This is a genomic window from Streptomyces sp. SS1-1, from assembly GCF_008973465.1.
Taxonomy (GTDB): Bacteria; Actinomycetota; Actinomycetes; order Streptomycetales; family Streptomycetaceae; genus Streptomyces.
The window spans coordinates 735054-757070 of sequence record NZ_WBXN01000004.1; the positions used below are offsets into that span (position 1 = coordinate 735054).

At 71.8% G+C, this 22017-nt stretch carries 16 protein-coding genes; 3 read left to right on the top strand and 13 right to left on the bottom strand.

Annotated features, from left to right (window positions below; all coding sequences use genetic code 11):
- Positions 1-57 precede the first annotated feature (57 nt).
- Positions 58-2331 (top strand): heavy metal translocating P-type ATPase, encoded by a 2274-nt coding sequence (locus tag F8R89_RS04350; protein WP_151782704.1) that lies wholly within the window; start codon positions 58-60, stop codon positions 2329-2331.
- A gap of 70 nt (positions 2332-2401) precedes the next feature.
- Here F8R89_RS04350 and F8R89_RS04355 read toward each other — a convergent pair whose 3' ends face one another.
- The 8 genes from F8R89_RS04355 to F8R89_RS04390 all read right to left on the bottom strand — a co-directional run bounded on the left by F8R89_RS04355 (position 2402) and on the right by F8R89_RS04390 (position 11459).
- Positions 2402-2854, bottom strand: coding sequence for a phospholipase (locus tag F8R89_RS04355; RefSeq protein ID WP_151782705.1), 453 nt, complete (start codon positions 2852-2854; stop codon positions 2402-2404).
- A gap of 142 nt (positions 2855-2996) precedes the next feature.
- Positions 2997-4712, bottom strand: coding sequence for a DNA polymerase/3'-5' exonuclease PolX (polX, locus tag F8R89_RS04360; protein WP_151782706.1), 1716 nt, complete (start codon positions 4710-4712; stop codon positions 2997-2999).
- 76 nt (positions 4713-4788) lie between these two features.
- Positions 4789-6030, bottom strand: coding sequence for a DegT/DnrJ/EryC1/StrS family aminotransferase (locus F8R89_RS04365; RefSeq protein ID WP_151782707.1), 1242 nt, complete (start codon positions 6028-6030; stop codon positions 4789-4791).
- Positions 6031-6195: 165 nt separating this feature from the next.
- Entirely contained in the window at positions 6196-7323 is a 1128-nt protein-coding gene (locus F8R89_RS04370; RefSeq protein ID WP_151782708.1) for a GNAT family N-acetyltransferase, read from the bottom strand.
- A 192-nt stretch (positions 7324-7515) separates the two neighbouring features.
- Positions 7516-7929, bottom strand: coding sequence for a VOC family protein (locus F8R89_RS04375; RefSeq protein ID WP_151782709.1), 414 nt, complete (start codon positions 7927-7929; stop codon positions 7516-7518).
- Between the two features lie 94 nt (positions 7930-8023).
- Positions 8024-9922: a molecular chaperone HtpG gene (gene htpG / locus F8R89_RS04380; RefSeq protein ID WP_151782710.1), complete on the bottom strand. Its 1899-nt coding sequence runs from the start codon at positions 9920-9922 to the stop codon at positions 8024-8026.
- A 105-nt stretch (positions 9923-10027) separates the two neighbouring features.
- Positions 10028-10738 carry a class F sortase gene (locus F8R89_RS04385; RefSeq protein ID WP_151782711.1) on the bottom strand — a complete coding sequence of 237 codons (711 nt, stop codon included), beginning with the start codon at positions 10736-10738 and terminating at the stop codon, positions 10028-10030.
- A 115-nt stretch (positions 10739-10853) separates the two neighbouring features.
- Positions 10854-11459, bottom strand: coding sequence for a hypothetical protein (locus tag F8R89_RS04390; protein WP_151782712.1), 606 nt, complete (start codon positions 11457-11459; stop codon positions 10854-10856).
- Between the two features lie 315 nt (positions 11460-11774).
- On the opposite strand from F8R89_RS04390, the gene F8R89_RS04395 reads away from it, so the two are divergent.
- Positions 11775-12872 carry an acyltransferase family protein gene (locus F8R89_RS04395; protein WP_318841278.1) on the top strand — a complete coding sequence of 366 codons (1098 nt, stop codon included), beginning with the start codon at positions 11775-11777 and terminating at the stop codon, positions 12870-12872.
- A gap of 11 nt (positions 12873-12883) precedes the next feature.
- Here the strand turns inward: F8R89_RS04395 and F8R89_RS04400 are convergent, their stop codons facing one another.
- Together F8R89_RS04400 and F8R89_RS04405 are read right to left on the bottom strand one after the other, a co-directional pair.
- Positions 12884-13480 (bottom strand): TetR/AcrR family transcriptional regulator, encoded by a 597-nt coding sequence (locus F8R89_RS04400; protein WP_151782714.1) that lies wholly within the window; start codon positions 13478-13480, stop codon positions 12884-12886.
- A 19-nt stretch (positions 13481-13499) separates the two neighbouring features.
- A complete protein-coding gene (locus F8R89_RS04405) occupies positions 13500-15563 on the bottom strand; it encodes a discoidin domain-containing protein (RefSeq protein ID WP_225994326.1) in 2064 nt (687 codons plus the stop codon).
- Positions 15564-15855: 292 nt separating this feature from the next.
- Between F8R89_RS04405 and F8R89_RS04410 the strand changes: the two genes are divergently transcribed.
- Positions 15856-17733, top strand: coding sequence for a glycoside hydrolase family 5 protein (locus F8R89_RS04410; RefSeq protein ID WP_151787992.1), 1878 nt, complete (start codon positions 15856-15858; stop codon positions 17731-17733).
- A 20-nt stretch (positions 17734-17753) separates the two neighbouring features.
- Here the strand turns inward: F8R89_RS04410 and lpdA are convergent, their stop codons facing one another.
- From lpdA to F8R89_RS04425, 3 genes are all read right to left on the bottom strand, one after another.
- Complete coding sequence (gene lpdA, locus F8R89_RS04415) at positions 17754-19166, bottom strand: dihydrolipoyl dehydrogenase (RefSeq protein ID WP_151787993.1); 1413 nt, start codon at positions 19164-19166, stop codon at positions 17754-17756.
- Positions 19167-19310: 144 nt separating this feature from the next.
- Positions 19311-20261 carry a hypothetical protein gene (locus F8R89_RS36120; RefSeq protein WP_192806042.1) on the bottom strand — a complete coding sequence of 317 codons (951 nt, stop codon included), beginning with the start codon at positions 20259-20261 and terminating at the stop codon, positions 19311-19313.
- A gap of 180 nt (positions 20262-20441) precedes the next feature.
- Positions 20442-21920 (bottom strand): glutamate-cysteine ligase family protein, encoded by a 1479-nt coding sequence (locus tag F8R89_RS04425; protein ID WP_151782717.1) that lies wholly within the window; start codon positions 21918-21920, stop codon positions 20442-20444.
- Between the last annotated feature and the right edge of the window lie 97 nt (positions 21921-22017).

Consider the following 22017-nt stretch of genomic DNA (forward strand, 5'->3'; position numbering starts at 1 on the left):
GGACGCACCGGGCCCCGCCCGCGTCCCGCACCAGGACATCCCGCACCAGGAGCAGCGATGACCACCACCGCGACCGGCCCGACGAGTGACGTGGAACTCGTCATCGGCGGCATGACGTGCGCGTCGTGCGCCGCGCGCGTCGAGAAGAAGCTGAACCGTATGGAGGGCGTGAGCGCCACCGTCAACTACGCGACCGAGAAGGCCAAGGTCAGCTTCGCCGCCGGGGTCACCGTCCAGGAGCTGATCGCCACCGTCGAGGCGACCGGGTACACCGCCCGGGAGCCCGCGCCGGCCGCGACCGAGGCGCCGGCGGAGCAGGGCCGTGAGGAGGACGACGGACTGCGGCCGCTCAGGCAGCGGTTGGTGACCGCGGTGGTCCTGGCGGTGCCCGTGGTCGCGATGGCGATGGTCCCGGCGCTGCAGTTCGAGAACTGGCAGTGGCTCTCGCTCACCCTGGCGGCGCCCGTCGTGACCTATGCCGCCTGGCCGTTCCACCGGGCCGCGTTCACCAATCTGCGGCACGGCGCCGCCACCATGGACACCCTCATCTCGGTCGGCACCTCGGCCGCGTTCCTGTGGTCGCTGTGGGCGCTGTTCCTGGGCACGGCGGGCGAGCCGGGGATGACGCACCCCTTCGAGCTGACGATCGCCCGCGGCGACGGCTCGGGGAACATCTATCTGGAGGCGGCGGCCGGTGTCACCGCCTTCATCCTGGCCGGGCGCTACTTCGAGGCCCGCTCCCGGCGCAAGGCGGGCGCCGCGCTGAAGGCCCTGCTGGAGCTGGGCGCCAAGGACGTCACCGTCCTGGGTCCGGACGGCACCGAACGGACCCGTCCCATCGCGGAGTTGCCGGTCGGCGACCGCTTCCTGGTCCGTCCCGGGGAGAAGATCGCGACCGACGGCACGGTGGTCGAGGGGTCGTCCGCGGTGGACGCCTCGATGCTGACGGGTGAGTCCGTGCCGGTGGAGGTGACCGTGGGAGACCCGGTCACGGGCGCGACGCTCAACGCGGGCGGGCGGCTCGTCGTCGAGGCGACGCGGGTCGGGGCGGACACCCAGCTCGCGCGGATGGCGCGGCTGGTGGAGGACGCGCAGAACGGCAAGGCCGCCGCCCAGCGGCTGGCGGACCGGATCTCCGCCGTCTTCGTGCCCGTCGTCATCGCCCTCGCGCTGGGCACCCTCGGCTTCTGGCTGGGCAACGGCGCCGGACCCGCCGCCGCCTTCACGGCCGCCGTGGCCGTACTCATCATCGCCTGCCCCTGCGCGCTGGGGCTGGCCACGCCGACCGCGCTGCTGGTGGGCACCGGGCGCGGCGCCCAGCTCGGCATCCTGATCAAGGGGCCCGAGGTGCTGGAGTCGACGCGCCGGGTCGACACCGTCGTCCTGGACAAGACGGGCACGGTCACGACCGGCCGGATGACGCTGCTCGCCGTGCACACCGCCGCCGGCACCGCGCAGGAGGACGTCCTGCGGCTGGCGGGGGCGCTGGAGCACTCCTCCGAGCACCCGGTGGCCCGCGCGGTGGCCGAGGGGGCCCGGGCCCGGCACGGTTCGCTTCCCGCGCCCGAGGACTTCGCGAACGTGCCGGGGCTCGGCGTGCGGGGTGTGGTCGACGGACACAAAGTTCTGGTGGGCCGCGAACGGCTGCTGGCGGAACGGGACATGGAGCTTCCGGAGGATCTGCGGCAGGCACGGGAGGGCGCCGAGGCGGCCGGACGTACGGCGATCGTGGTGGCCTGGGACGGGGCGGCGCGGGCGGTGCTGGAGGTCGCCGACGCCGTGAAGGAGACCAGCCGGGAGGCCGTCGCGCGGCTGCGGGCCCTCGGTCTGACGCCGATGCTGCTGACCGGTGACAACCGGCGGGTCGCCGGGGCGGTCGCCCGTGAGGTCGGCATCGCGGCCGAGCACGTGATCGCGGAGGTGCTGCCGCAGGACAAGGCCGACATCGTCAAGCGCCTCCAGAGCGAAGGGCGTTCGGTCGCCATGGTGGGCGACGGCGTCAACGACGCGGCCGCGCTGGCCCAGGCCGATCTGGGGCTCGCGATGGGCACGGGTACGGACGCGGCGATCGAGGCGGGTGACCTCACCCTGGTGCGCGGCGACCTGCGCGCCGCCGCCGACGCCATCCGGCTCGCCCGCCGTACGCTCGGCACGATCCGGTCGAACCTGTTCTGGGCGTTCGCCTACAACGTGGCCGCGCTGCCGCTGGCCGCGGCCGGACTGCTCAACCCGATGATCGCGGGGGCGGCGATGGCCTTCTCCTCGGTCTTCGTGGTCGGCAACTCCCTGCGGCTGCGGTCCTTCCGGGCCGCGGACCGAACGGGCCGGTGACGAGGAGCGTGGGGAGCGGACGGTGGGGCGCCGTGGACGCGGCGCCCCACCGCCGGGTGCCGGTGGTGGCTCAGCCGAAGGCCTTCACGGCCTGGTAGTAGGTCCACGCCGTGCTGTTGCAGGCGGTCTTGGAGGCGCCGCTGTAGCCGGCGCACACGCGCTTGAGGTCTTCGTAGAAGGCGCTGTCCAGGCGGGACTTGTTGGCGCTGAACGTGCCCTGTGCCTTGTAGTTGCGGTAGCCGAAGTCGTGCCGGGCACAGGACGTGGAGAACGGGAAGCCGAAGGGGTTGTCCGGGGACGAGGAGCAGTAGTCGGTGGACCAGTCGAAGCCGTAGGCGGCCCAGGCCGACTGGTTGGAGCGGGCGGCGACCCAGGCGTTGTAGCTGGACGCGGACGTCTGCGTCCAGCTGGACAGGACTTGGGGCTTGTCCGCGGGGGCGGCCTGGGCGGCCGGTGCGAGGACGACGAGAGTCGCGACGGACACGGCCGAGGCGGCGAGAGCGGTGGTGAGTGTGCGGTGCATTTCCACACCTCCATGAGGCTGCGGCCCGCCCGTCGGACCGCAGGTTCATGACAAGATGATTGACACCTGAACGGTCGTTTACTCCGTGAGCGCTCAACAAACCGTCAACTCGCGGTCTTGACAGGGGTAGTAGGACCGGACGTCACCGGTCCAGGAACCGCCGCAACCGGTCCAGCGGCCAGGTGTTGACGACGTCGTCCGCGGTGAGCCAGCCGCGCTGGGCCGTGCCCACCCCGAACCGCAGATTGCCCAGGTGGGTCACGGCGTGGGCGTCACTGTCGACGGCGAACCGCACCCCGTGCCGCCGGGCCCGCAGGATGTCCTCGTCGCGCAGGTCGAGCCGGTCCGGATGGGAGTTGATCTCCAGCACGGTGCCGGTGCGCGCGCAGGCCGCGAACACCGCGTCCAGGTCGGCGTCGATGCCAGGGCGCCGCCCGATCAGGCGGGTGGTGGGGTGGCCGATGATGTGCACGTGCGGGTTCTCGCAGGCCCGGACGAGACGGCTGGTCATCGCGTCGCGGTCCTGGTCGAAGTGCGAGTGCACCGAGGCCACGCACACGTCGAAACCGGCCAGGAACTCCGCGGGCCAGTCGACCTCACCGTCCGGCCCGATGTTCAGCTCCACGCCGTGCAGCAGCCGCATCCCGCCGTACGTCCCGTCCAGCGCGCGGACGCGTTCGCGCTGGGCGAGCATGCGCTCGGCGGTCATCCGCTGCATCGCCATGTCCGGCCCGTGGTCGGTGACGGCGTAGTAGGCGTATCCCCGCGCGGCGGCGGCCGCGGCCATGTCCTCCAGCGGGGCGAGCCCGTCGGTCAGGTCGGTGTGCGTGTGCAGATCGCCCCGGAGGTCCTTCTCCTGGAGCAGCGTGGGCAGTTCACCGCGCAGTCCCGCCTCGATCTCGCCCCGGTCCTCGCGCAGCGTCGGCGGGATCCAGGGCAGCCCGAGCCGGGCGTAGACCTCCTCCTCGGTCTCGGAGACGATCCGCACACCGCTCCCGACGTCGAACAGCCCGTACTCGGAGAGCTTGAGCTTCTGCCGGACGGCCAGTTCGCGGACACGGATGTTGTGCGCCTTGGAGCCGGTGAAGTACTGGAGCGCCGCGCCCCAGGAGTCCGGCGGGACGACCCGCAGATCGATCCGGAGGCCCTGGGCGGTGCGGACCGACGTCTTCTTGTCGCCCTGTGAGGTGACCTCACGGACGTCGGGCAGCTCGGTGAAGGCCCGCATGACCGGGCCGGGTTCGCCGGCGGCGACCAGGATGTCGACGTCGCCGATCGTCTCGCGGACGCGGCGCAGCGAGCCCGCGTAGGCACAGCGCTCGCACCCGGGCAGCCGGGACAGCGCGGCGACGACGTCCTCCGCCAGGTCCAGCGCGACGTCGATGCGGACCCGGCCGCCGAAAGAGCGCAGCAGGCCGATGCCGTGGAGGATCTTCTCCTCCGTCCGGGGCCCGAAGCCCTTGAGACCGCGCAGCCTCTCCTCGGCGATGGCGTCGGCGAGTTCGTCGACGGTGGAGATGCCCAGTTCCCGGTGGAGGACGAGGGCCTTCTTGGGACCGAGTGTCGGGATGGCCATCAGCTGCCGCACCCCGGCGGGGACGCGCGCCCGCAGGTCCTCCAGGGCCGCGATCCGGCCGGTGGAGAAGTACTCGACGACCTTCTCGGCGATGGACCTGCCGACGTTCGGGATCTCCTTGAGCCGCTGGACGTCGAGGGTGGACACGTCGGCGGGGTGGGCGGCGAGGGCGCGGGCCGCCTTCTCGTAGACGCGTGCCCTGAACGCGTCGCCTCCGGTGAGGGAGATCAGGTCCGCGTACTCCTGGAGGAGCGCGGCCACCTCGTCGTTGGACCGGGCCACCCCTCCAGCGTAGGCACGGACGGGCCGGGGCGGCGCGGGCGGGAGCCGTGCGCGCCGCCGTCCGGCGGTCCGGACGTCACTGGCCCAGGGGGGCGGGAGGGGTCGGCGCGGCGTCCGTCTCGCCCGCGCGGGGCGTGAGCGGCGGGTGGGCGGGCGTGACCCGCTCCCTGGTGAGGGCGGCGGCGATCCCGCGGGCCAGGAGGGGGTCGGCCGGCAGGACGTGCCCGGCGAACCAGCGGGCCGCGGAGGGCTCCGGGGACGGCTCCACGAACTCGGCGCCCGCGTAGTCGTCGAGCGGCGGGTCGTAGATGTACCCGGTCACCACACCGCGGTCGACGAGCCGGTCCACCAGCGTGTCACGGTCGTGGACCAGCAGGGGGACGCGGAAGAGGGCGGGCGGGCCGTCGTGCGCGGTCCGCTCCCGCAGCGCCGGGCTGGCCCAGGTGGTGCCGGCGAGCCGGGAGACACCGTCCCGGCGGCGGGCGAGGTCGCCGTCGAGGAGGGCCATGCGCAGCTCCAGCTGCCCGCGGACCAGTGCGCCGTGCCGGGCGCGGAAGCCGTGCAGGTCGACCCGGACCCAGGGCTCGTAGGCGGCCAGGCTGGGGGCGCGGCGGGCGCTGGCCGTGAGGCGGGAGGCGTGCAGGGCCATCCGGAAGTCGTCGCGCTCCATCAGCCCGAGCCGCTGCATGGTGCGCCACACGGGCCGCACCAGATGGAGGGAGCGGACCGCGGAACGGGCCAGGGGGCGCAGAGTGACGGTCAGGTCGGCCCGCAGCCTGCGCGGGGTGAGCAGGTCGTCGCGCAGCCGTTCGAGTTCGCGCCGGGTGCGCGCGTCCTCGACGGCGAGGAAGCCACCGGCCGTCGCCGCGACGTGCTTGGAGAGGCTGAACGCGGCGGCCGTGCCGAAGGTTCCGATGGGCTGTCCGTCCACATGGGTGCCGATGGCGTGCGCGGCGTCCTCGATCAGCGGGATGCCGAGCGCGTCGCAGCGGCGCCGCAGCTCGATGACACGGTCCGGCAGGCCGTACAGGTTGGTGGTCAGCACGGCGTCGATCTCGCGCCAGGTCGACTCCGGCACGGCGTCCGGGTCGATGTTGCCGTCCCAGCGGGAGACGGGGGCCTGCACGGGGCGCAGTCCGGCGGCGAGGACGACGAAGAGGATCACGTCGTCGTTGACCGGGGACATCAGGACGCGTCCGCCCGGTCGGCACCAGCGCCGCAGCGCAAGATAGAGCGCGAGTCGGGCCGAGGGCGTGTAGACGCATTCGCGTCCGATGCGCCGCGTCATCATCGCGGCGAGCCGCGATCCGTACGGCATGGTCACCTCTTCCGTGAGATGTGGGACCTGAGACGTGAGACATGGGAGCTTCGGCGAAGGTCCGCCCCCTGTCGGGCGCGGTGCGAGGGGTAGGAGGGCGTGCCGGGCCCCGACCGCGACGTCCGGGAGGGACGGGCGGCCATCGGGGACGGCGGGCGCCGGCGCTCAGCCGGTGCGGGAGCCGGTTCCTCTCGTGCGTGACGTGACAGAGGTGCGCAGACCGCCGGCGGTCCTCAGCAGCCGGTCGGCGGGGTCGCGCAGGGCGGGATGGGCCAGGACGGTGTTCCGCAGGCCGCGCACGGGTCTGCGCCACATCCGCTGGGCCGCCGCGACCGGGTGGGGGCGCGTCGCGAACCCTTCGGCGACGCGCAGCTCACGGGTCTTCAGCCAGTCCTTGTACTCCTTCTCGCCGCGCCCCATGTCCATGACGGTGACGCCGTCCCGGCCCGCCGCGTACGCCATCCGCAGATGCATCATCAGGCCGGGCGAGTAGTAGGCGAACTCGGGGTCGTACGCGGTGAACCAGGCGGCCAGCACCGTGCGTGAACGGGGCCCGAAGTGCGCGGCGACGGGCCGGTCCCCCGCGTACACCACGGACAGGACGCCGGTGAAGTGTTCCTCGCGGACGTGGAAGAGATGGTCGACCAGGCCGACGATCCACGGGCGGGAGAACCGGTCCATCCGGCCCGTCCTGCGGTACTGGGCGGACTTCCAGCGCATGAGGGTGCGCAGCACACGCGGGTCGCGTTCGTCGTACACGAACCGGACCTCGCCGGCGTCCCGGCCGAGCCTGCGCTCCTTCTTCAGCGTCGTCTTGGCCTGCCCCGGGTAGGTGGCCCGCAGCCAGGCCGGATAGTCGCCCTCGGCGGGCTTGAGGTCGAGCACGGGCGAGGCGAACGTGCCGGTGACGTAGGGCGCGAACGGCCGCTGCTCCTCGACGAGGTGGTCGAACTCGAAGACGGACAGGCCGCACGAGCGCAGTAGTCGACGGCTGTCCCAGGTGACGCCGGGCCGGTGCACCAGGGCCTGACAGTCGGACAGCCCGAGGCCGATGGCCCGGCCCACGCCGAGCGCGTTGCGTTCGTACGGGAGGAAGCCGACGGCCTCCCCCCGCTGGTGCAGCACGGCCACCCGCGCGCCCGCGCGGTACCGGCCGACGCCCAGCGCGAACTCCGGTGACAGGAACGGGTTGGCGTACTCGGGTGATTCGTCCATGGCCTCGTGCCACGCCTCGCGCAGCGGGCCGCTCAGGTCCTCGGGTCTGTGAATGGTGATGGCGTTCGTGGATCGCATGGCGACCGCTCCCCCCAGATGTCCCCCCGGACGCGCTTGCCGCGCGTCGCCACCGTCTCCCCCGATGTCGAACTTCGTGGCGAGGATCAAACGTCGCGAAGCAGTACACGCACTGTCAAGGTACGTGAAGAATCCTTTAGCAGTACTTGGGGGTCGGCCGCCGCCGGGCCAGGGCGGCCCGGCGGCGTGCACTCAGCCGTCCTGCCCGGCGATGTTCACCATCCAGGTGGTGCCGAAGCGGTCCGTGCACATGCCGAACAGGTCGCCCCACATCTGTTTCTCCAGCGGCACGCTCACCGTGGCGCCGTCGGACAGCTTCTCCCAGTAGCCCCGCAGCTCCGGTTCGTCGTCGCCGCTCAGGCTCACGGAGATGTTGTTGCCGGGGCGGTGGTCGTCCGTGGGGTTGTCGGCGCACATGAGGGTGAAGCCGCTCGGGGTCTCCAGCATGCCGTGCATGATCTTGTCGGCCAGCGGGGTGTCCTTCTGGCCGCCGATCGACGCGTAGGTGTTGAGGTCGAGGGTGCCGCCGAAGACCTGCTGGTAGAACTCCAGCGCCTGGCGGGCGTCACCGGGGAACGTGATGTAGGGGTTGAGTCGCGAGGCCATGATTCCTCCTGGAGTGAGGGAGCCGACTCCGAGGAACGTAGCGCGGGCCACTGACAGCGGCCCGCGCACACGGCCGTACGGGGCACGCGACCGGCTACAGGGTGCGCTCCATGCGCTCCGCGACCAGCTTCACGAACCGCGCGGGGTCCTTCGCCTGGCCACCCTCGGCGAGCACGGCCAGCGTGTGCAGCAGTTCGGCGGACTCGGCGAGGCGCATGCGGTCGTCGTCGTTCTTGAACGCCTGGTTCATGCCCTTGACCAGCGGGTGGTCGGCGTTGAGCTCCAGGATGCGCTTGGTGCGCGGCACCTCCTGGCCCATGGCGCGGTACATCTGCTCCAGGGCCGGGGTCAGGTCCTGCGCGTCCGAGACGACGCAGGCGGGCGAGACCGTCAGCCGGGTCGACAGCCGGACCTCCTTGATGTCCTCCTCCAGCCGCTCCCGCATCCAGCCGAGCAGCCCGGCATAGTCCTCGGCCTGCTTCTCGCGCTCGGCGTCGGCCTGCTCGTCGCCCTTGGCGTCCAGGTCGATCTCGCCCTTGGTGACGGACCGCAGCTTCCTGCCCTGGTACTCGCCGACGGCGTCGACCCACACCTCGTCGACGGGGTCGGTGAGCAGCAGCACCTCGATGCCCTTGTCCCGGAACGCCTCCATGTGCGGGGAGTTCTCGATGCTCTGCCGGGACTCGCCGGTGATGAAGTAGATGTCCTTCTGGTCGTCGCCCATCCGTTCGACGTACTGCGCCAGGGTGGTCGGCTCGTCCTCGGAGTGCGTCGTCGCGAACGAGGCGACGGCGAGGATGGCCTCGCTGTTCTCCGCGTCGGTGACCAGGCCCTCCTTGAGGACCGTGCCGAACTCCCGCCAGAACGTGGCGTAGCGCTCGGCGTCCTTGGTCATGATCTCCTTGACCGTGGACAGCACCTTCTTGGTGAGCCGGCGCTGCATCATCCGGATGTGCCGGTCCTGCTGGAGGATCTCGCGGGAGACGTTCAGGGAGATGTCGGCCGCGTCCACGACGCCCTTGACGAAGCGCAGGTAGGGCGGGAGCAGCGCCTCGCAGTCGTCCATGATGAACACGCGCTTCACGTACAGCTGGACGCCGCGCTTGTAGTCGCGGGTGAACAGGTCGTACGGGGCGTGCGACGGCAGGAACAGCAGGGCCTGGTACTCGAAGGTGCCCTCGGCCTGGAGGCGGATGGTCTCCAGTGGTTCGCGCCAGTCGTGGCTGATGTGCTTGTACAGCTCGTGGTACTCGTCGTCGGTCACCTGGTCGCGCGAGCGCGCCCACAGGGCCTTCATCGAGTTCAGCGTCTCGGGCTCGGGCGTCCCGTCGCCGTCGGCGCTCTCGGGGACCATCCGGATGGGCCAGGTGATGAAGTCCGAGTACCGCTTGACGATCTCCCGGATCGTCCACGGCGAGGTGTAGTCGTGGAGCTGGTTCTCGGGGTCGGCGGGCTTCAGGTGCAGGGTGACGGAGGTGCCCTGCGGGGCGTCGTCGACGGTCTCCAGCGTGTACGTGGCCTCGCCGCGCGACGACCAGCGGGTGCCCTGGGCCTCGCCGGCCCGCCGGGTCACCAGGGTCATCTCGTCGGCCACCATGAAACCGGAGTAGAAGCCGACGCCGAACTGGCCGATCAGCCCCTCGGCGCCCTTCTCGTCCTCGGCCTCCCGCAGCTCCTTCAGGAAGGTCGCGGTGCCGGAGTTGGCGATGGTCCCGATGAGCCGCCCCACCTCGTCGTACGACATCCCGATGCCGTTGTCCCGCACGGTGAGGGTGCGGGCCTCCTTGTCGACGTCGATGTCGATGTGCAGGTCGGACACATCGGCGTCGAGCGTGTCGTCCCGCAGCTTCTCCAGGCGCAGCTTGTCGAGCGCATCGGAGGCGTTGGAGACGAGTTCGCGGAGGAAGACATCCTTGTTCGAGTAGACCGAGTGGATCATCAGCTGGAGCAGCTGACGGGCCTCTACCTGGAACTCAAACGTCTCGGTCGGCATGGTTCGCGACTACCTCACAGGTTCGTTCACCGGATCTGACAGCAGTCACTGTAGGACACGAGGTCAGCGCGGGGAGCCGGACCGGCGGACGTCACCCGGGGCGGCTCAGACGAGGTGGGCGAAGACGACGAGGTTGGCGGTGTAGTCCCTGACCTGACGGTCGTAGTCGCCCGCGCAGGTGATGAGGCGGACCTGGGCGTTCGGGGTGTCCTGGTAGACGCGGTCGCTCGGGAAGGTGTCCTTGTCGTAGGTCTCCGCGTCGTCGACCTCGAAGACGGCCGTGCGCCCGTCGGCGCGCAGCACCTCGAAGCGGTCGCCCTTCTTCAGCTGGTACAGCTCGGCGAAGACGGCGGCGGAGGTCGCCGTGTCGACGTGTCCGGCGATGATCGACGTCCCCCGCTCACCGGGCGAGGCGCCCTTCGCGTACCAGCCGACGAGGTTGGTGTCGTGGGCGGGCGGGGGTTCCAGGCGTCCGCCGGAGCCGATGGCGAGATCGGTGAAGGGGGCGTCGACAGAGATCTTGGGGATGCGCAGCCGCACCGGGCGGGACCGGGCCAGGTGCTTGCCGCCGGGGCGCGCGTCGGGTCCGGCGGACTCGGACCGCGCGGGCTCGGAGGCGGCGGCGGGTGGGGCGTGGGGAGCGCTGACGCTCCCGCTCCCCTCGGTCCGCCCGCCGGTGAACACCGTGAAGAGGATGGTCGCGGCGATGGCGGTCCAGAAGACGACGGCCACGCGTCGCGTCCGCCGCGAGTGCGGGGACGGGGCGTCGGGACCGGCCGGGTCGGGCTGGGGGACGGAGGGACGGCCGGCGTCCATCGGGAAACCACCTCACTGGGACGGGGCAGCGGACTGGCGGGGGGGAAGGGCGGGGCCGCCGCGACGCGCGGGGCACGTGCGGCGGCCTCGACGGCCTGCTCGGACCGGGGGTGGCTCAGGCCACGGACCCGGCCTTCCTGCGACGCATCGCGTACATGCCGGCGCCCGCGACACCGAGGACGGCCAGACCGGCGGTCGTCACACCCGGGGCGGCGAGGCCGCCGCCGCCGGTGTGCATGCCGCCACGCGGCTTGTCGTGGTCACCGCCGCCGCCCCACGACTCCTCGTGGTCGCCGCCCCAGGAGTCGTTCCCGTGGCCACCGCCGCCCCAGTCGCCCTTCTCCTCGGACTTCCAGTCCTTGCCGTGGTCTTCCTTGTTCCGGTAGGTGTCCGGGTCGTGCTTGGGGTTGTCGCCGCCCCAGTCGCCGCCGTTCATGACGGAGCTGAGCGCTCCGCCACCGGTGTGGACCCCGCCGCGCGGCCCGTCGTGCTTGCCCTCCTTGTCGTGCTCCTTGCTGTAGGACTGGTCGTGGTCGTCGGACTTCCCGTGCTCGGACTTCCCGTGGTCGGACTTCCCGTGGTCCTCGGACTTGTGCTCCTTGCTGTGGGACGTGTCGTCGTTGTTGTCCCAGTCACCGGTGGTGACGGCGTGAGCGGCGGGTGCGATCGCCAGCGCGGCCGTGGCCGTCGCGGTGGCGAGCAGCATGCGAACAGGGCGCATAGGTGGTTCCTCCCGTCACGGCCTGGGCGGCTGACGCTTCATCACCACTGGAGCCAGGCCTTGACGTGATCCACCGTCAGCCATGTCCACCGAGGGCACCATTCGAAGCGATCACATGGGTTAAGCGCACACCCTGACGGCCGTACGACCGGCCGCCCGCACCCCTGTGACCAGCGGCATCCCACGCTGCGTGTTTGGATCACCCGGAAGTGGTGAGACGCGGGGGATGCCGAAGCACAGCCACCGTCCCGTCCTGCCTCCGAGAGCATCGTCGCCCCGGCCGGGGTCCGCGCGCGCCGTCCGGGAGGCGGTGTGGTGAGCCAGGCCACCGCAACCGCTCCCGACCGTGCCGCACCGCCGCGACCTGCGGTTTCCCGGGAGCGGGACGCGTTCTTCGACAACGCCAAGTACGCGGCGATCGTGCTGGTCGCGGTGGGGCACGCGTGGGAGCCGCTACGGGACGGCAGCCGGACCGTCAGCGCGCTGTACATGCTCGTGTACGCGTTCCACATGCCGGCCTTCATCATCATCTCGGGCTATTTCTCGCGAAGCTTTGAAGCCCGTCCGGAGCAGCTGAAGCGGCTGGTCACGGGGCTGCTCGTGCCGTACGTGGTCTTCGAGACGGCCTACACGTTCTTCACCCGGTGGACGGACGGGGAGCCCGGCCGGCCGATCAGCCTGCTGGACCCCCTGTATCTGACGTGGTTCCTGGCGGCGCTGTTCGTGTGGCGGCTCACGGCGCCGTTGTGGCGGCGGCTGCGGTACGCCGTTCCGGTGGCGCTCGGCGTGGCGATGCTGGCCACGCTGTCGTCGTCGATCGGCGACGACCTGGATCTGCAGCGTGTCCTGCAGTTCCTGCCGTACTTCGTGGTGGGGCTGCTGCTGCGGCCGGAGCACTTCGGGTGGGTGCGGCGGCGTGCGGTGCGGATGGCCGCGGTGCCCGTGTTCGCGGGCGCGCTGGTGGTGGCGTACTGGGCACAGCCGCGGATGGCCGGCGGCTGGTTCTACCACCGGGACAGCGCCGAGGAGCTGGGCGCGCCGGCGTGGGCCGGGCTGGTGATGACGCCGGTGATGTTCGTCTGCTCGCTGGTGCTGTTGGCCGCTTTCCTGTCCTGGGTGCCGGGGCGGCGGATGTGGTGCACGGTGCTGGGCACGGGCACCCTGTTCGGCTATCTGCTGCACGGGTTCGTCGCGCAGGCGGCCGGGCACTTCGGCTGGTACGACCCGGCGTGGGTCCAGGCGCCGCTGGGGGCGGTGGTCGTGACCGCCGTGGCGGCGACCGTGGTGACGCTGCTGTGCACCCCTCCCGTGCGGCGCGCCCTGCGCTGGGTGGTGGAGCCGCGGATGGCGTGGCTGTTCCGGCGGGACGCGACGGAGCGGCACGGGGACCGGGGCGCGCCCGCCCGCGGCTGAGCCGTACGGGGTCAGGGCTCGCGCACCAGGGACGCGACGTGGGCGGTGACCGTGTCGAGGATGCCGGTCCAGGCCGCGTCGTCGCCGAGCACCAGGTAGTTGAGGGTCAGGCCGTCGGTCATCGCCGCCAGATAGCGGGCGAGGACCGGGACGGGGACCCGCAGGCGCAGGCCCATCGTGTCGTGCAGCTGGTCGATCAGCTCGGTGTAGGTGGCGGCGTACAGCTCGTACTGGTGCCGGGCCAGATGCTCGAAGCCGGGCTGGCGCAGGGCGTACTGGGTCAGCTCGTAGGTGAGCATGTGCTCGTCCGGGTGGGCGCGGACGTGGTCCCAGTACGCCTGGAAGCCCGCGCGGACGGTGTCCTCGAGGGTCGCGCGGGGGCGCAGGGCCTCCTTCACCAGCCGCACGTAGTGGCCGGTGATGGTGGTGATGACGGACTCGATCAGCTCCTGCTTGGAGTCGAAGCAGTAGTGGAAGACGCTCAGCGAGACACCCGCCTCGGCGGCGATGGACCGGGTCGTCGTCCGGGGGACGCCGTCCCGGGCCATCGCTCTGATCGCCGCCTCGGTGAGCTGTCGCCGCCGCTCCGCGGACGGCAGTCGTGCCATGGAGACCCTCTCGTGGGTGTCAGCCGCTGTGGACGCCCACCTCGTACAGGGAGTAGCCCCAGTCGGTGCCCCGGTCCAGGCCCTGGACGCGGACGTAGCGGGCCGGTGTGCCGGCGAACTTCGCGGTGTCGAGGCCGCCGTCGCCGGACGTCGTGGACCAGGCGGTGCGCCAGGTGGTGCCGTCGGTGGACAGGTCGATGCGGTACGCCTTGCCGTACGCCCGCTCCCAGTCGAGGGTGACCCGTCCGACGAGCTGGGTGGAGCCGAGGTCGACGGTGAGCCACTGGTCGTCGTTCCAGTCGCTGGCCCAGCGGGTGCTCCCGTCGCCGTCGACGGCCCGGCCCGGCTGGTAGCTGGTGAACAGGCTCCACTCCGAGGAGCTGGCCGTCGCCTTCGCCCCGCGCGCGAGGTTCGTGCCGGCCGCGTGCCGCTCGGAGGCGGCCCAGGTGCCGAGATAGGACTCGGCACCCCGGAACAGGTCGTCCACGGTGTCCTGGCCGCCGACGCGCCGGATGTCCTCGATCCAGTCCGGGACGAGCCCGTAGTGGGAGGCGCCGTCGGTGTTGATGTCCCAGGTGCGCTCGCCGGTGGTCTGGCGGTCGATGACCGAGCCGCCGTCGACGCTGCGGAAGGGGTAGGTCACCTTGTTCGGGGCGTCCGCGCCGCGCGGGGCCGGCCAGCCGCCGACGCCGTTCATGTCGGTGCCGTAGCCGTAGCCGACGCCGTACTTGTCGCGCAGCGCCTCGGTGCGCTTCGCCTCGGCGACGAAGTGCTCGGAGCCGTTCATGTACTGGGCGGTGAAGCCCCCGAGACCGTAGACGCGCTCGGTCCACTCCCGGTCCATCCAGCTGTGCGAGGACACGATGCCGGGGTAGGACGCGGACTCGAAGATGTCGAGGACGCGGCCGGCGGACTTGACGCTCATGTGGTCGACCTCGAGCATCATCTTGCGTTTCATCATGCCCCGGACGGCGTATTCGCCGAGCGAGGTGAGCCCGCGGACGTTGCACTGCGCGTCCGCGCTGTACGAGGGCACGTCGGTGCCCGCCGGAAGCTTCTTCTCTGCCTCGGCGGCCGTCGCGTTGCCGATCGGGTTGTCGTGCTGCGGGCCGGTGCACTTCTCGGTCTTCCAGAACGTGCCGGTGGACAGGAACTGGCCGACGTTGATGGCGGTGCCGAGGGTGCCGGAGTCGAAGCGGACGCCGCACAGGGCGTTGTCGAACTTGTGGCACAGGAACATGCTGCGCACGCCCAGCGCGTGGAGTTCGTCGAGGCCCTTGTCGATGTCCTCCTTGTCGCACTGCGCGATGTCGAGGATCTGCTTGCAGCCGAACGGCTCGGACGTCTCGACGCCGAGGACGACCGCGAGCTTGCCCTGCTGGATGACCTGGCGGGCCTGTGCGCTGTCGGTGACGATCCGGAACCAGCCCTTTCCGGGGCCGCCGTACATCCGGTCGATGTACGCCTGGAGGTCGTACGTCAGCTTGGCCTGCAGCCGGATGGACGTCATCTCGTCGCAGGAGCGGTCCTTGAAGAAGTACACGGAGCAGATCACGCCGTTGGTGACGAGGTCGTTGACGAGGACGCGCTGGCCGCCGCGCCAGGCCCGTTCGATCCAGGCGTAGTAGTTCTGCTGGTGGGTCAGCGAGTCGTGGGCCGGCCAGTCCTTGAAGGTGGGCCAGCCGACGGGGTCGTGACGGCCGTCGCCGCCCTTGGTGATGAAGTCGAAGACGGCGAGCGAGCCGTCGGGGTAGTGCTCGGGGCAGTCCTTGAGGGCGTCCGCGACGCCCTTGTCGGAGAAGGGCTTGCCGCAGATCAGGCGTCCGCCGAAGGCCTCGTTGGCGAAGATGTGGTCGTGGGCGTCGACGAAGCCGCGCACCTCGCCGCGGGCGTCGGTGCCGGTGAACGGCTCGCCGGTCACCCCGATGCCGGAGTCCGGTGCGGGCCGGGCCGTGGGGTTCCACCAGTCGGTGCCGGCCGCGGCGCTCGGCACGGGTCCGAGCGCGAGGGACAGCACGAGCAGGAGGAGCGACACGACGGTGACGTTCTTGCGTCTGCGGTACGGGCGTCCGGCACTGGTCACGGCCCACGTCCCTCGGTCGGCGACGGCACGAGGCCCCGTTGTCATGGCCTCGTTCAATGTGCGACGAGGATCGCGAGTACCGCCGAACGAGTCAAGAGTCCGGGACGGATGACCTACTGACGTCAGCGACGGGGCTTCATCGGGTTCACCGGCGGCCGAACTACCCGGTGCCGTAAGGCCGTTCCTGCACTACCGTGGTCCCGTCGGGCAGGCGTGACACAGTCATGTCAAGGGCGGGAGGGTGGCCGTGCGCGGTTCCTTGGTGAGGGCGGCGTTCGCCGCGGTGCTCCTGATGGCTCCGGTCACGGTCGTACCCGAGGCGCGGGCGGCGGGGCCCGCCGCCGAGACGGCCGTCTCCCCCGCACCCGTCGCGGAGGACTGGACGCCGCCGCTGAGCACCCGGGGCCGCTGGATCGTCGACGCGGACGGCGACCGCTTCAAGCTGCGCTCCGGCAACTGGCACGGGGCGAGCGGCACATGGAACGGCTCGGGCGACATGGAGGACGACGCGAACCACCACGCCGGCGAGAACTCCGGCCGGATCCCGCTCGGTCTCGACCGCGCCCCGATGGCCGAGATCATCGCCGGTTTCCAGGAGATCGGCATCAACAGCGTGCGGCTGCCCTTCTCCAACGAGATGGTCCACGACACCCGCCCCGTGACGGACGACGCCGTCGCCGCCAACCCCGGCCTGCGCGGGAAGACCCCGCTCCAGGTGTACGACGCGGTGGTGCGGGCGCTCACCGACGCCCGGCTCGCGGTGATCCTGAACAACCACACCAACACCACCCGGTGGTGCTGCGGGGTCGACGGCAACGAACGCTGGAACGCGAGCCGTTCGACGGCCGACTGGGAGGCGGACTGGCTGTTCATGGCCCGCCGGTACCGGGACGACCCCCGGGTGGTCGGCGCCGACCTGTACAACGAGGTGCGCCGCTCGGTGTGGGACGACCCCAACTGGGGCCTCGGCGACGACCACGACTGGTTCGCCGCCTCCCAGCGGGTCGCCGACCGCATCCTCCTGGAGGCGAACCCGGACCTGCTGATCGTGGTCGAGGGCATCAACTGGACCGGCATCCCCGTCGACGGCTTCGCGCACGAGCGCCCCACCCTGGAACCCGCCCGGACCCTCTCGCACACGCTCGTCGACTCCGGCAAGCTCGTGTACTCGGCCCACTTCTACGACTACACGGGCCCCCGGCACAGCGGCGCCACCGGCATCGGCGAGACCAGCGACCCCCGCTACCGCGACCTGAGCCCCGACGACCTCGTCGCCGTGCTGAACCGCCAGGCCTTCTTCGTCTCCGCCGAGCAGGACCGGCACTTCACCGCCCCGCTCTGGATCAGCGAGTTCGGCGTCGGGGGCCGCGCGGAGACGGCCGCGAAACCGCGCGCCTGGTTCGAGAACTTCGTGGACCAACTGATCCGCACGGACGCCGACTTCGCCTTCTGGCCGCTCGTCGGCTGGCACCAGAACCGCGGCGGCAACGGCTGGGCCCTGCTCCACTGGGACGAGGCCGGGCACCGGATGGGGGTGTACGACGGCGACGACTGGCGTGCCCCGGCCTGGCGGCGGCTCGTCGAGGCGGCCGGCCGCACCGGGCCGGTGCCCCCGGCCGCCGAGTGGTCGCAACTCAGCCCCGATCACGGCGACTTCGTGCAGTCCCGGCGGATGCGCGCGCTGCCCGACTTCGACCCGGGTGCCCGCAAGGCCGTCTGTCCCGACGGACAGCGGCTGCTGGGCCTCGCCCACACCGGGAACCGCGGCCTGTGCTCCGACGTGACCACGGGCGCCCTCGGCGGTCCGGCCCTCGGGCACGAGGTGGTCCGCGACGAACGGCACGTCCGGCCCGGCGGCGACTGGGCGTCCGGGTACACCAAACTCCAGTGCGCCGACGGGCAGTTCCTCGCCGGGTACAGCGTGCGCGGGGCGGCGGTCTCGGCCGCCCTGTGCGCGACCGCCCCGGCCGGCATGCTCGGCACCGGCGGCCGTACGGTCTGGTTCGACCGGGGGGACGCGCGCGGGACGGCGCCCAAGGGCGGCGACTTCGCGTACGGCCGTTACAAGGGGCAGTGCGCCGACGGCGAGTACGCGGCCGGGATCGCGTACACCGGCCGGATCGGCTCGGCGCGGACCCCGGACGCGCTGTACTGCCGTCCGCTGGCGTGACGCGAACGGTCCTGACCGTCCTAGAGGTTGATCATGTGCCCGGACAGGCCGTGGACCGCTTCCTGAATCGCCTCGCCGAGGGTCGGGTGGGCGTGGACGTTGCGGGCGACCTCGTGGACGGTGAGGTCCCACTTCTGGGCCAGGGTCAGTTCGGGCAGCAGCTCGGTGACGTCCGGGCCGATGAGGTGCCCGCCGAGGAGTTCGCCGTACTTCGCGTCGCTGATCAGCTTGACGAAGCCGGTGGCGTCGCCGAGGCCGTGCGCCTTGGCGTTGGCGGTGAACGGGAACTTCGCCACCTTCACGTCGAAGCCCCGCTCGCGGGCCTGCTCCTCGGTCCAGCCGAAGCTGGCGATCTGCGGCTGGCAGTAGGTGGCACGCGGGATCATCGTGTAGTCGAGCTCCATCGTCTCGGCGTCCGCGATGGTCTCGGCGGCGATCACCCCCATCGCCTCGGCGGCGTGCGCGAGCATCAGCTTCGCCGTCACGTCCCCGATGGCGAAGAGGTGCGGGACGGACGTACGGCAGCGGCCGTCGACGTCGATGGCGCCGCGCTCGGTGACGCGCACGCCGGTGTTCTCCAGGCCGTAGCCGGAGACGTTGGGGGCGAAGCCGATCGCCTGGAGGACCTTGTCGGCCTCCAGCACCCGCTGGGCGCCGTCCTTGCCGGTGACGGTCACGCGCACCTGGTCACCGGAGTCGTCGACGGCGTCGACGCGGGTGGAGGTGAGCACGTCGATGCCGAGCCGGCGGTACTGCTTGGCGAGTTCGGCGGAGACCTCGGCGTCCTCCAGCGGGGTCATCCGGTCCAGGAACTCGACGATGGTGACCTTCACGCCGTAGTTGTGCAGCACATAGGCGAACTCGACACCGATCGCGCCGGCGCCGGCGATGACGATCGAGCGGGGCAGCTCGTCGGTGAGGATCAGCTCCTCGTAGGTGACCACGCGGTCGCTGAGCCGGGTGCCGGGCAGCAGCTTGGTCGTGGCGCCGGTGGCGATGACGCAGTGCTCGAAGCCGATGGTGCGGGTGGAGCCGTCGGAGCCGGCCACCTGGAGGGTGTGCGGGTCGAGGAACGTGCCGCGGCCGTCGATCTCCGTGATCTTGTTCTTCTTCATCAGGTAGTGGACGCCCTTGACCCGGCCGTCGGCCACCTTGCGGCTGCGCCGGAACGCCTCGCCGTAGTCGAAGCTGATCTCCCCGTCGCTCCTGATGCCGAAGGTCTTCGCCTCGCGGGTGACGATGTGCGCCAGTTCGGCGTTGCGCAGCAGCGCCTTGGTGGGGATGCAGCCCACGTTGAGGCAGACACCGCCCCAGTACTTCTCCTCCACGACCGCGACGCGCTTGCCCAGCTGCGCGGCGCGGATCGCGGCGACGTAGCCGCCGGGCCCGGCGCCGAGGACCACGACGTCGAAGCGATCGTCCTGCTCGACCATGGGGAGTTCCCTCCTGAGTGCCACCAACTGCTCCTGCCGGTGCCGGGCGCCGGGACGGCGGCCGGCTCCTTCCAGCATGACCTCAGGCGCGCGGTTTCGCGGTGTCACCGTCACGTGACGGTGATCTCAGGCGGGGTGCGGGGGTCAGCCGAGGCAGAGCAGGTTGAGCACGCAGAGCTGTGCGGGCGAGGTGGTGTCCTGTGGTGCCCGGGGGTCGTTCGGTGCCTGGGTGGAGCCGGAGCCCGCCTCGTCCGTAGGGGTGGGTTCTGGCGTCTGCCCCTGCCCGCCGGACGAGGTGCCGCCGCCAGTGGCGGGTGCCGTGGTGGCGGGCGCGGAGGACGGCTGGGTGCGGGGCGCCTGCGAGCTGTCCGCCCCCGGGGTGGAGGCGGCGTCCGGGCGGGTGAGCCGCCGGGTGGTGTGCGAGGACGACATGGGTTCCCGCACCACGTCGGTGGCGGTGGGCCGTGCGGTCGGGGTGTGGGCGCGCGGGGCCTCGGAGCCGTCGGGGACGGTCGCCGCCGGGCTGGGCGGCTCGATCTGCTGCCGCTGCCCGGACAGGTCGGTGTGCGGCTGTTCGGGTGCGGTGGCCGCCTGGGCCCGGTCGCCGGACTGGCGGTCCAGGGAGGTCAGGGTGAGCCCGCCGCCGACCAGTGCCACGGCGGTGGCGACCACGGCCCGGCGCTGGTTCTTCTTCCAGCGGGCCCGCCGGCGCCGCCGGGCCGCCCGGCCCTGGGGCGCGGCGGTCACGGCCTCGGAGCCCTCGACGCCCTCGGATGCGTCCGGGGCGTCGTCCTGCGCCGGGCCGGCGGCACGCGCGGTTCCATCGTGGAAGGAGGCGTCGAACCAGGGCCCGGTGCCGGTCTGCCGGGCGGACGGGTGCCTGCCGGACGCGGCCGGGCCGGACGCGGCCGGGCCGGACGCGGCCGGGCCGGACGCGGCCGGGCCGGACGCGGCCGGGCCGGGCACGGCCGGGCCGGGCACGGCCGGCTGGGTGGGACCCGCCACGGAGGGAGCGATGTCCGGGGCGTAGGCGCCGCACCCGGGGCACACGAGCGCCCCGTTGAGGTGCCGGCGGCACGAGGAGCAGTAGTCCATCGGTGGTCTTCCTGGGTTGCCTGCGCCATCGGGCTCAGCCGCGGCCTGGTCGTGTTCGCGCCGGAGGCCGAACGGCCAGAACGCTAACGAGACCATGGACGGGCTGTGTGCAGCCTGAGTGACGCTCCTGCGCAGATCCGGCGGGAACTGTGCGGGCACCGCCCGCCGCGGCGGGCCCGGTCAGTCCACCGGCCAGGTGTGCGCGGCCGCGTTGAGATGCATGTAGTCCATGTACGACGTGGTCATCCGGCGCAGGGCCTCCCGCCGGTCGGTGGTCGTGCCCTTCTCGAGCAGGTGCACCATCTCGGCCTGCCACAGGGCGCCGTTGCGCCCGGTGACACAGCGCTGCTCGATGATGCCGAGCAGCGGCTCCCGCCAGGCGGTGTCCATGCCGGCCAGCTCCAGGCCCCGGTGGGCCAGCGGCAGCAGTCTCCGCAGGACCAGTTCGGTGACGGGGACCTCGCCCACGCCCGGCCAGTACAGGCGGGCGTCGATGCCGTCGCGGGCGGCGGTGTGCAGGTTCTCCTCGGCCGCCGCGAAGGACATCCGCGACCAGACGGGCCGGTCCTCGTCGACGAGGGCGCGGGTGAGGCCGTAGTAGAAGGCGCCGTTGGCGATGGTGTCGGAGACGGTGGGGCCCGCGGGCAGGACGCGGTTCTCGATGCGCAGGTGCGGCCCGCTGTCGGTGACGGCGTAGACGGGCCGGTTCCAGCGGTAGATGGTGCCGTTGTGCAGGGTCAGCTCGCCCAGTTCGGGGGCCTGGCCGAGTTCGTGCAGCGCGCGCGGGTCCTCGTCGTCGCACAGCGGCAGCAGGGCGGGGAAGTAGCGCACGTTCTCCTCGAACAGGTCGAAGACGCTGGTGATCCACCGCTCCCCGAACCACACCCGCGGCCGGACGCCCTGCGCCTTGATCTCCACCGGCCGGGTGTCCGTGGCCTGCTCGAACAACGGGATCCGGGTCTCGCGCCACAGCTCCCGGCCGAAGAGGTACGGGGAGTTCGCGGCCAGGGCGATCTGCACACCGGCGATGGCCTGGGCGGCGTTCCAGTAGGCGGCGAAGTCCTTCGGCGCGACCTGGAGGTGGAACTGGGTGCTCGTACAGGCGGCCTCGGGGGTGATCGTGTCCGCGTACGTGGACAGGCGCTCCTGACCGTCCACGGCGATGCGCAGGTCCTCGCCGCGGGCCGCGAAGATCTGCTCGTTGAGCAGCCGGTAGCGCGGGTCGCCGGACAGCGCGGCCTCGCCGACGTCGGCCTCGCCGAGGGTCGGCAGGATGCCGATCATGATCAGGTGGGCGCCGAGCGCCGAGGCGCGGTCCTCGGCGTGGTTGAGGGCGTCGCGGATCGCCTGCTCCCAGTCGCCGGGCCCGCCGGTGGTCAGCTCCCGGGGCGGGATGTTGATCTCCAGGTTGAAGCGCCCCAGCTCACTGTCCCAGGCGGGGTCGGCGATGGCCTGAAGCACCTCGGCGCTCCGCATGGCCGGCAGCCCGTCGTCGTCGACGAGGTTGAGTTCGATCTCGAGCCCGACCCGCGGGCGCTCGCTCTCGAACGTCGACTCGCGCAGCATCTGCGCCAGCACGTCGAGACAGGTGTGCATCTTCTCCCGGTAGCGGCGGCGGTCCTCCCGCGTGAACACCAGGGCCGGCACATCGCGTCCCATGGGGCCCTCCCGAGTTCCCTCGGCGGTCACCTTTCCGGTCCCAGAGTCCCACCTCGGACGCCACCCGGACAGCCGACGGGGTGGAAGCCGTGCGGCG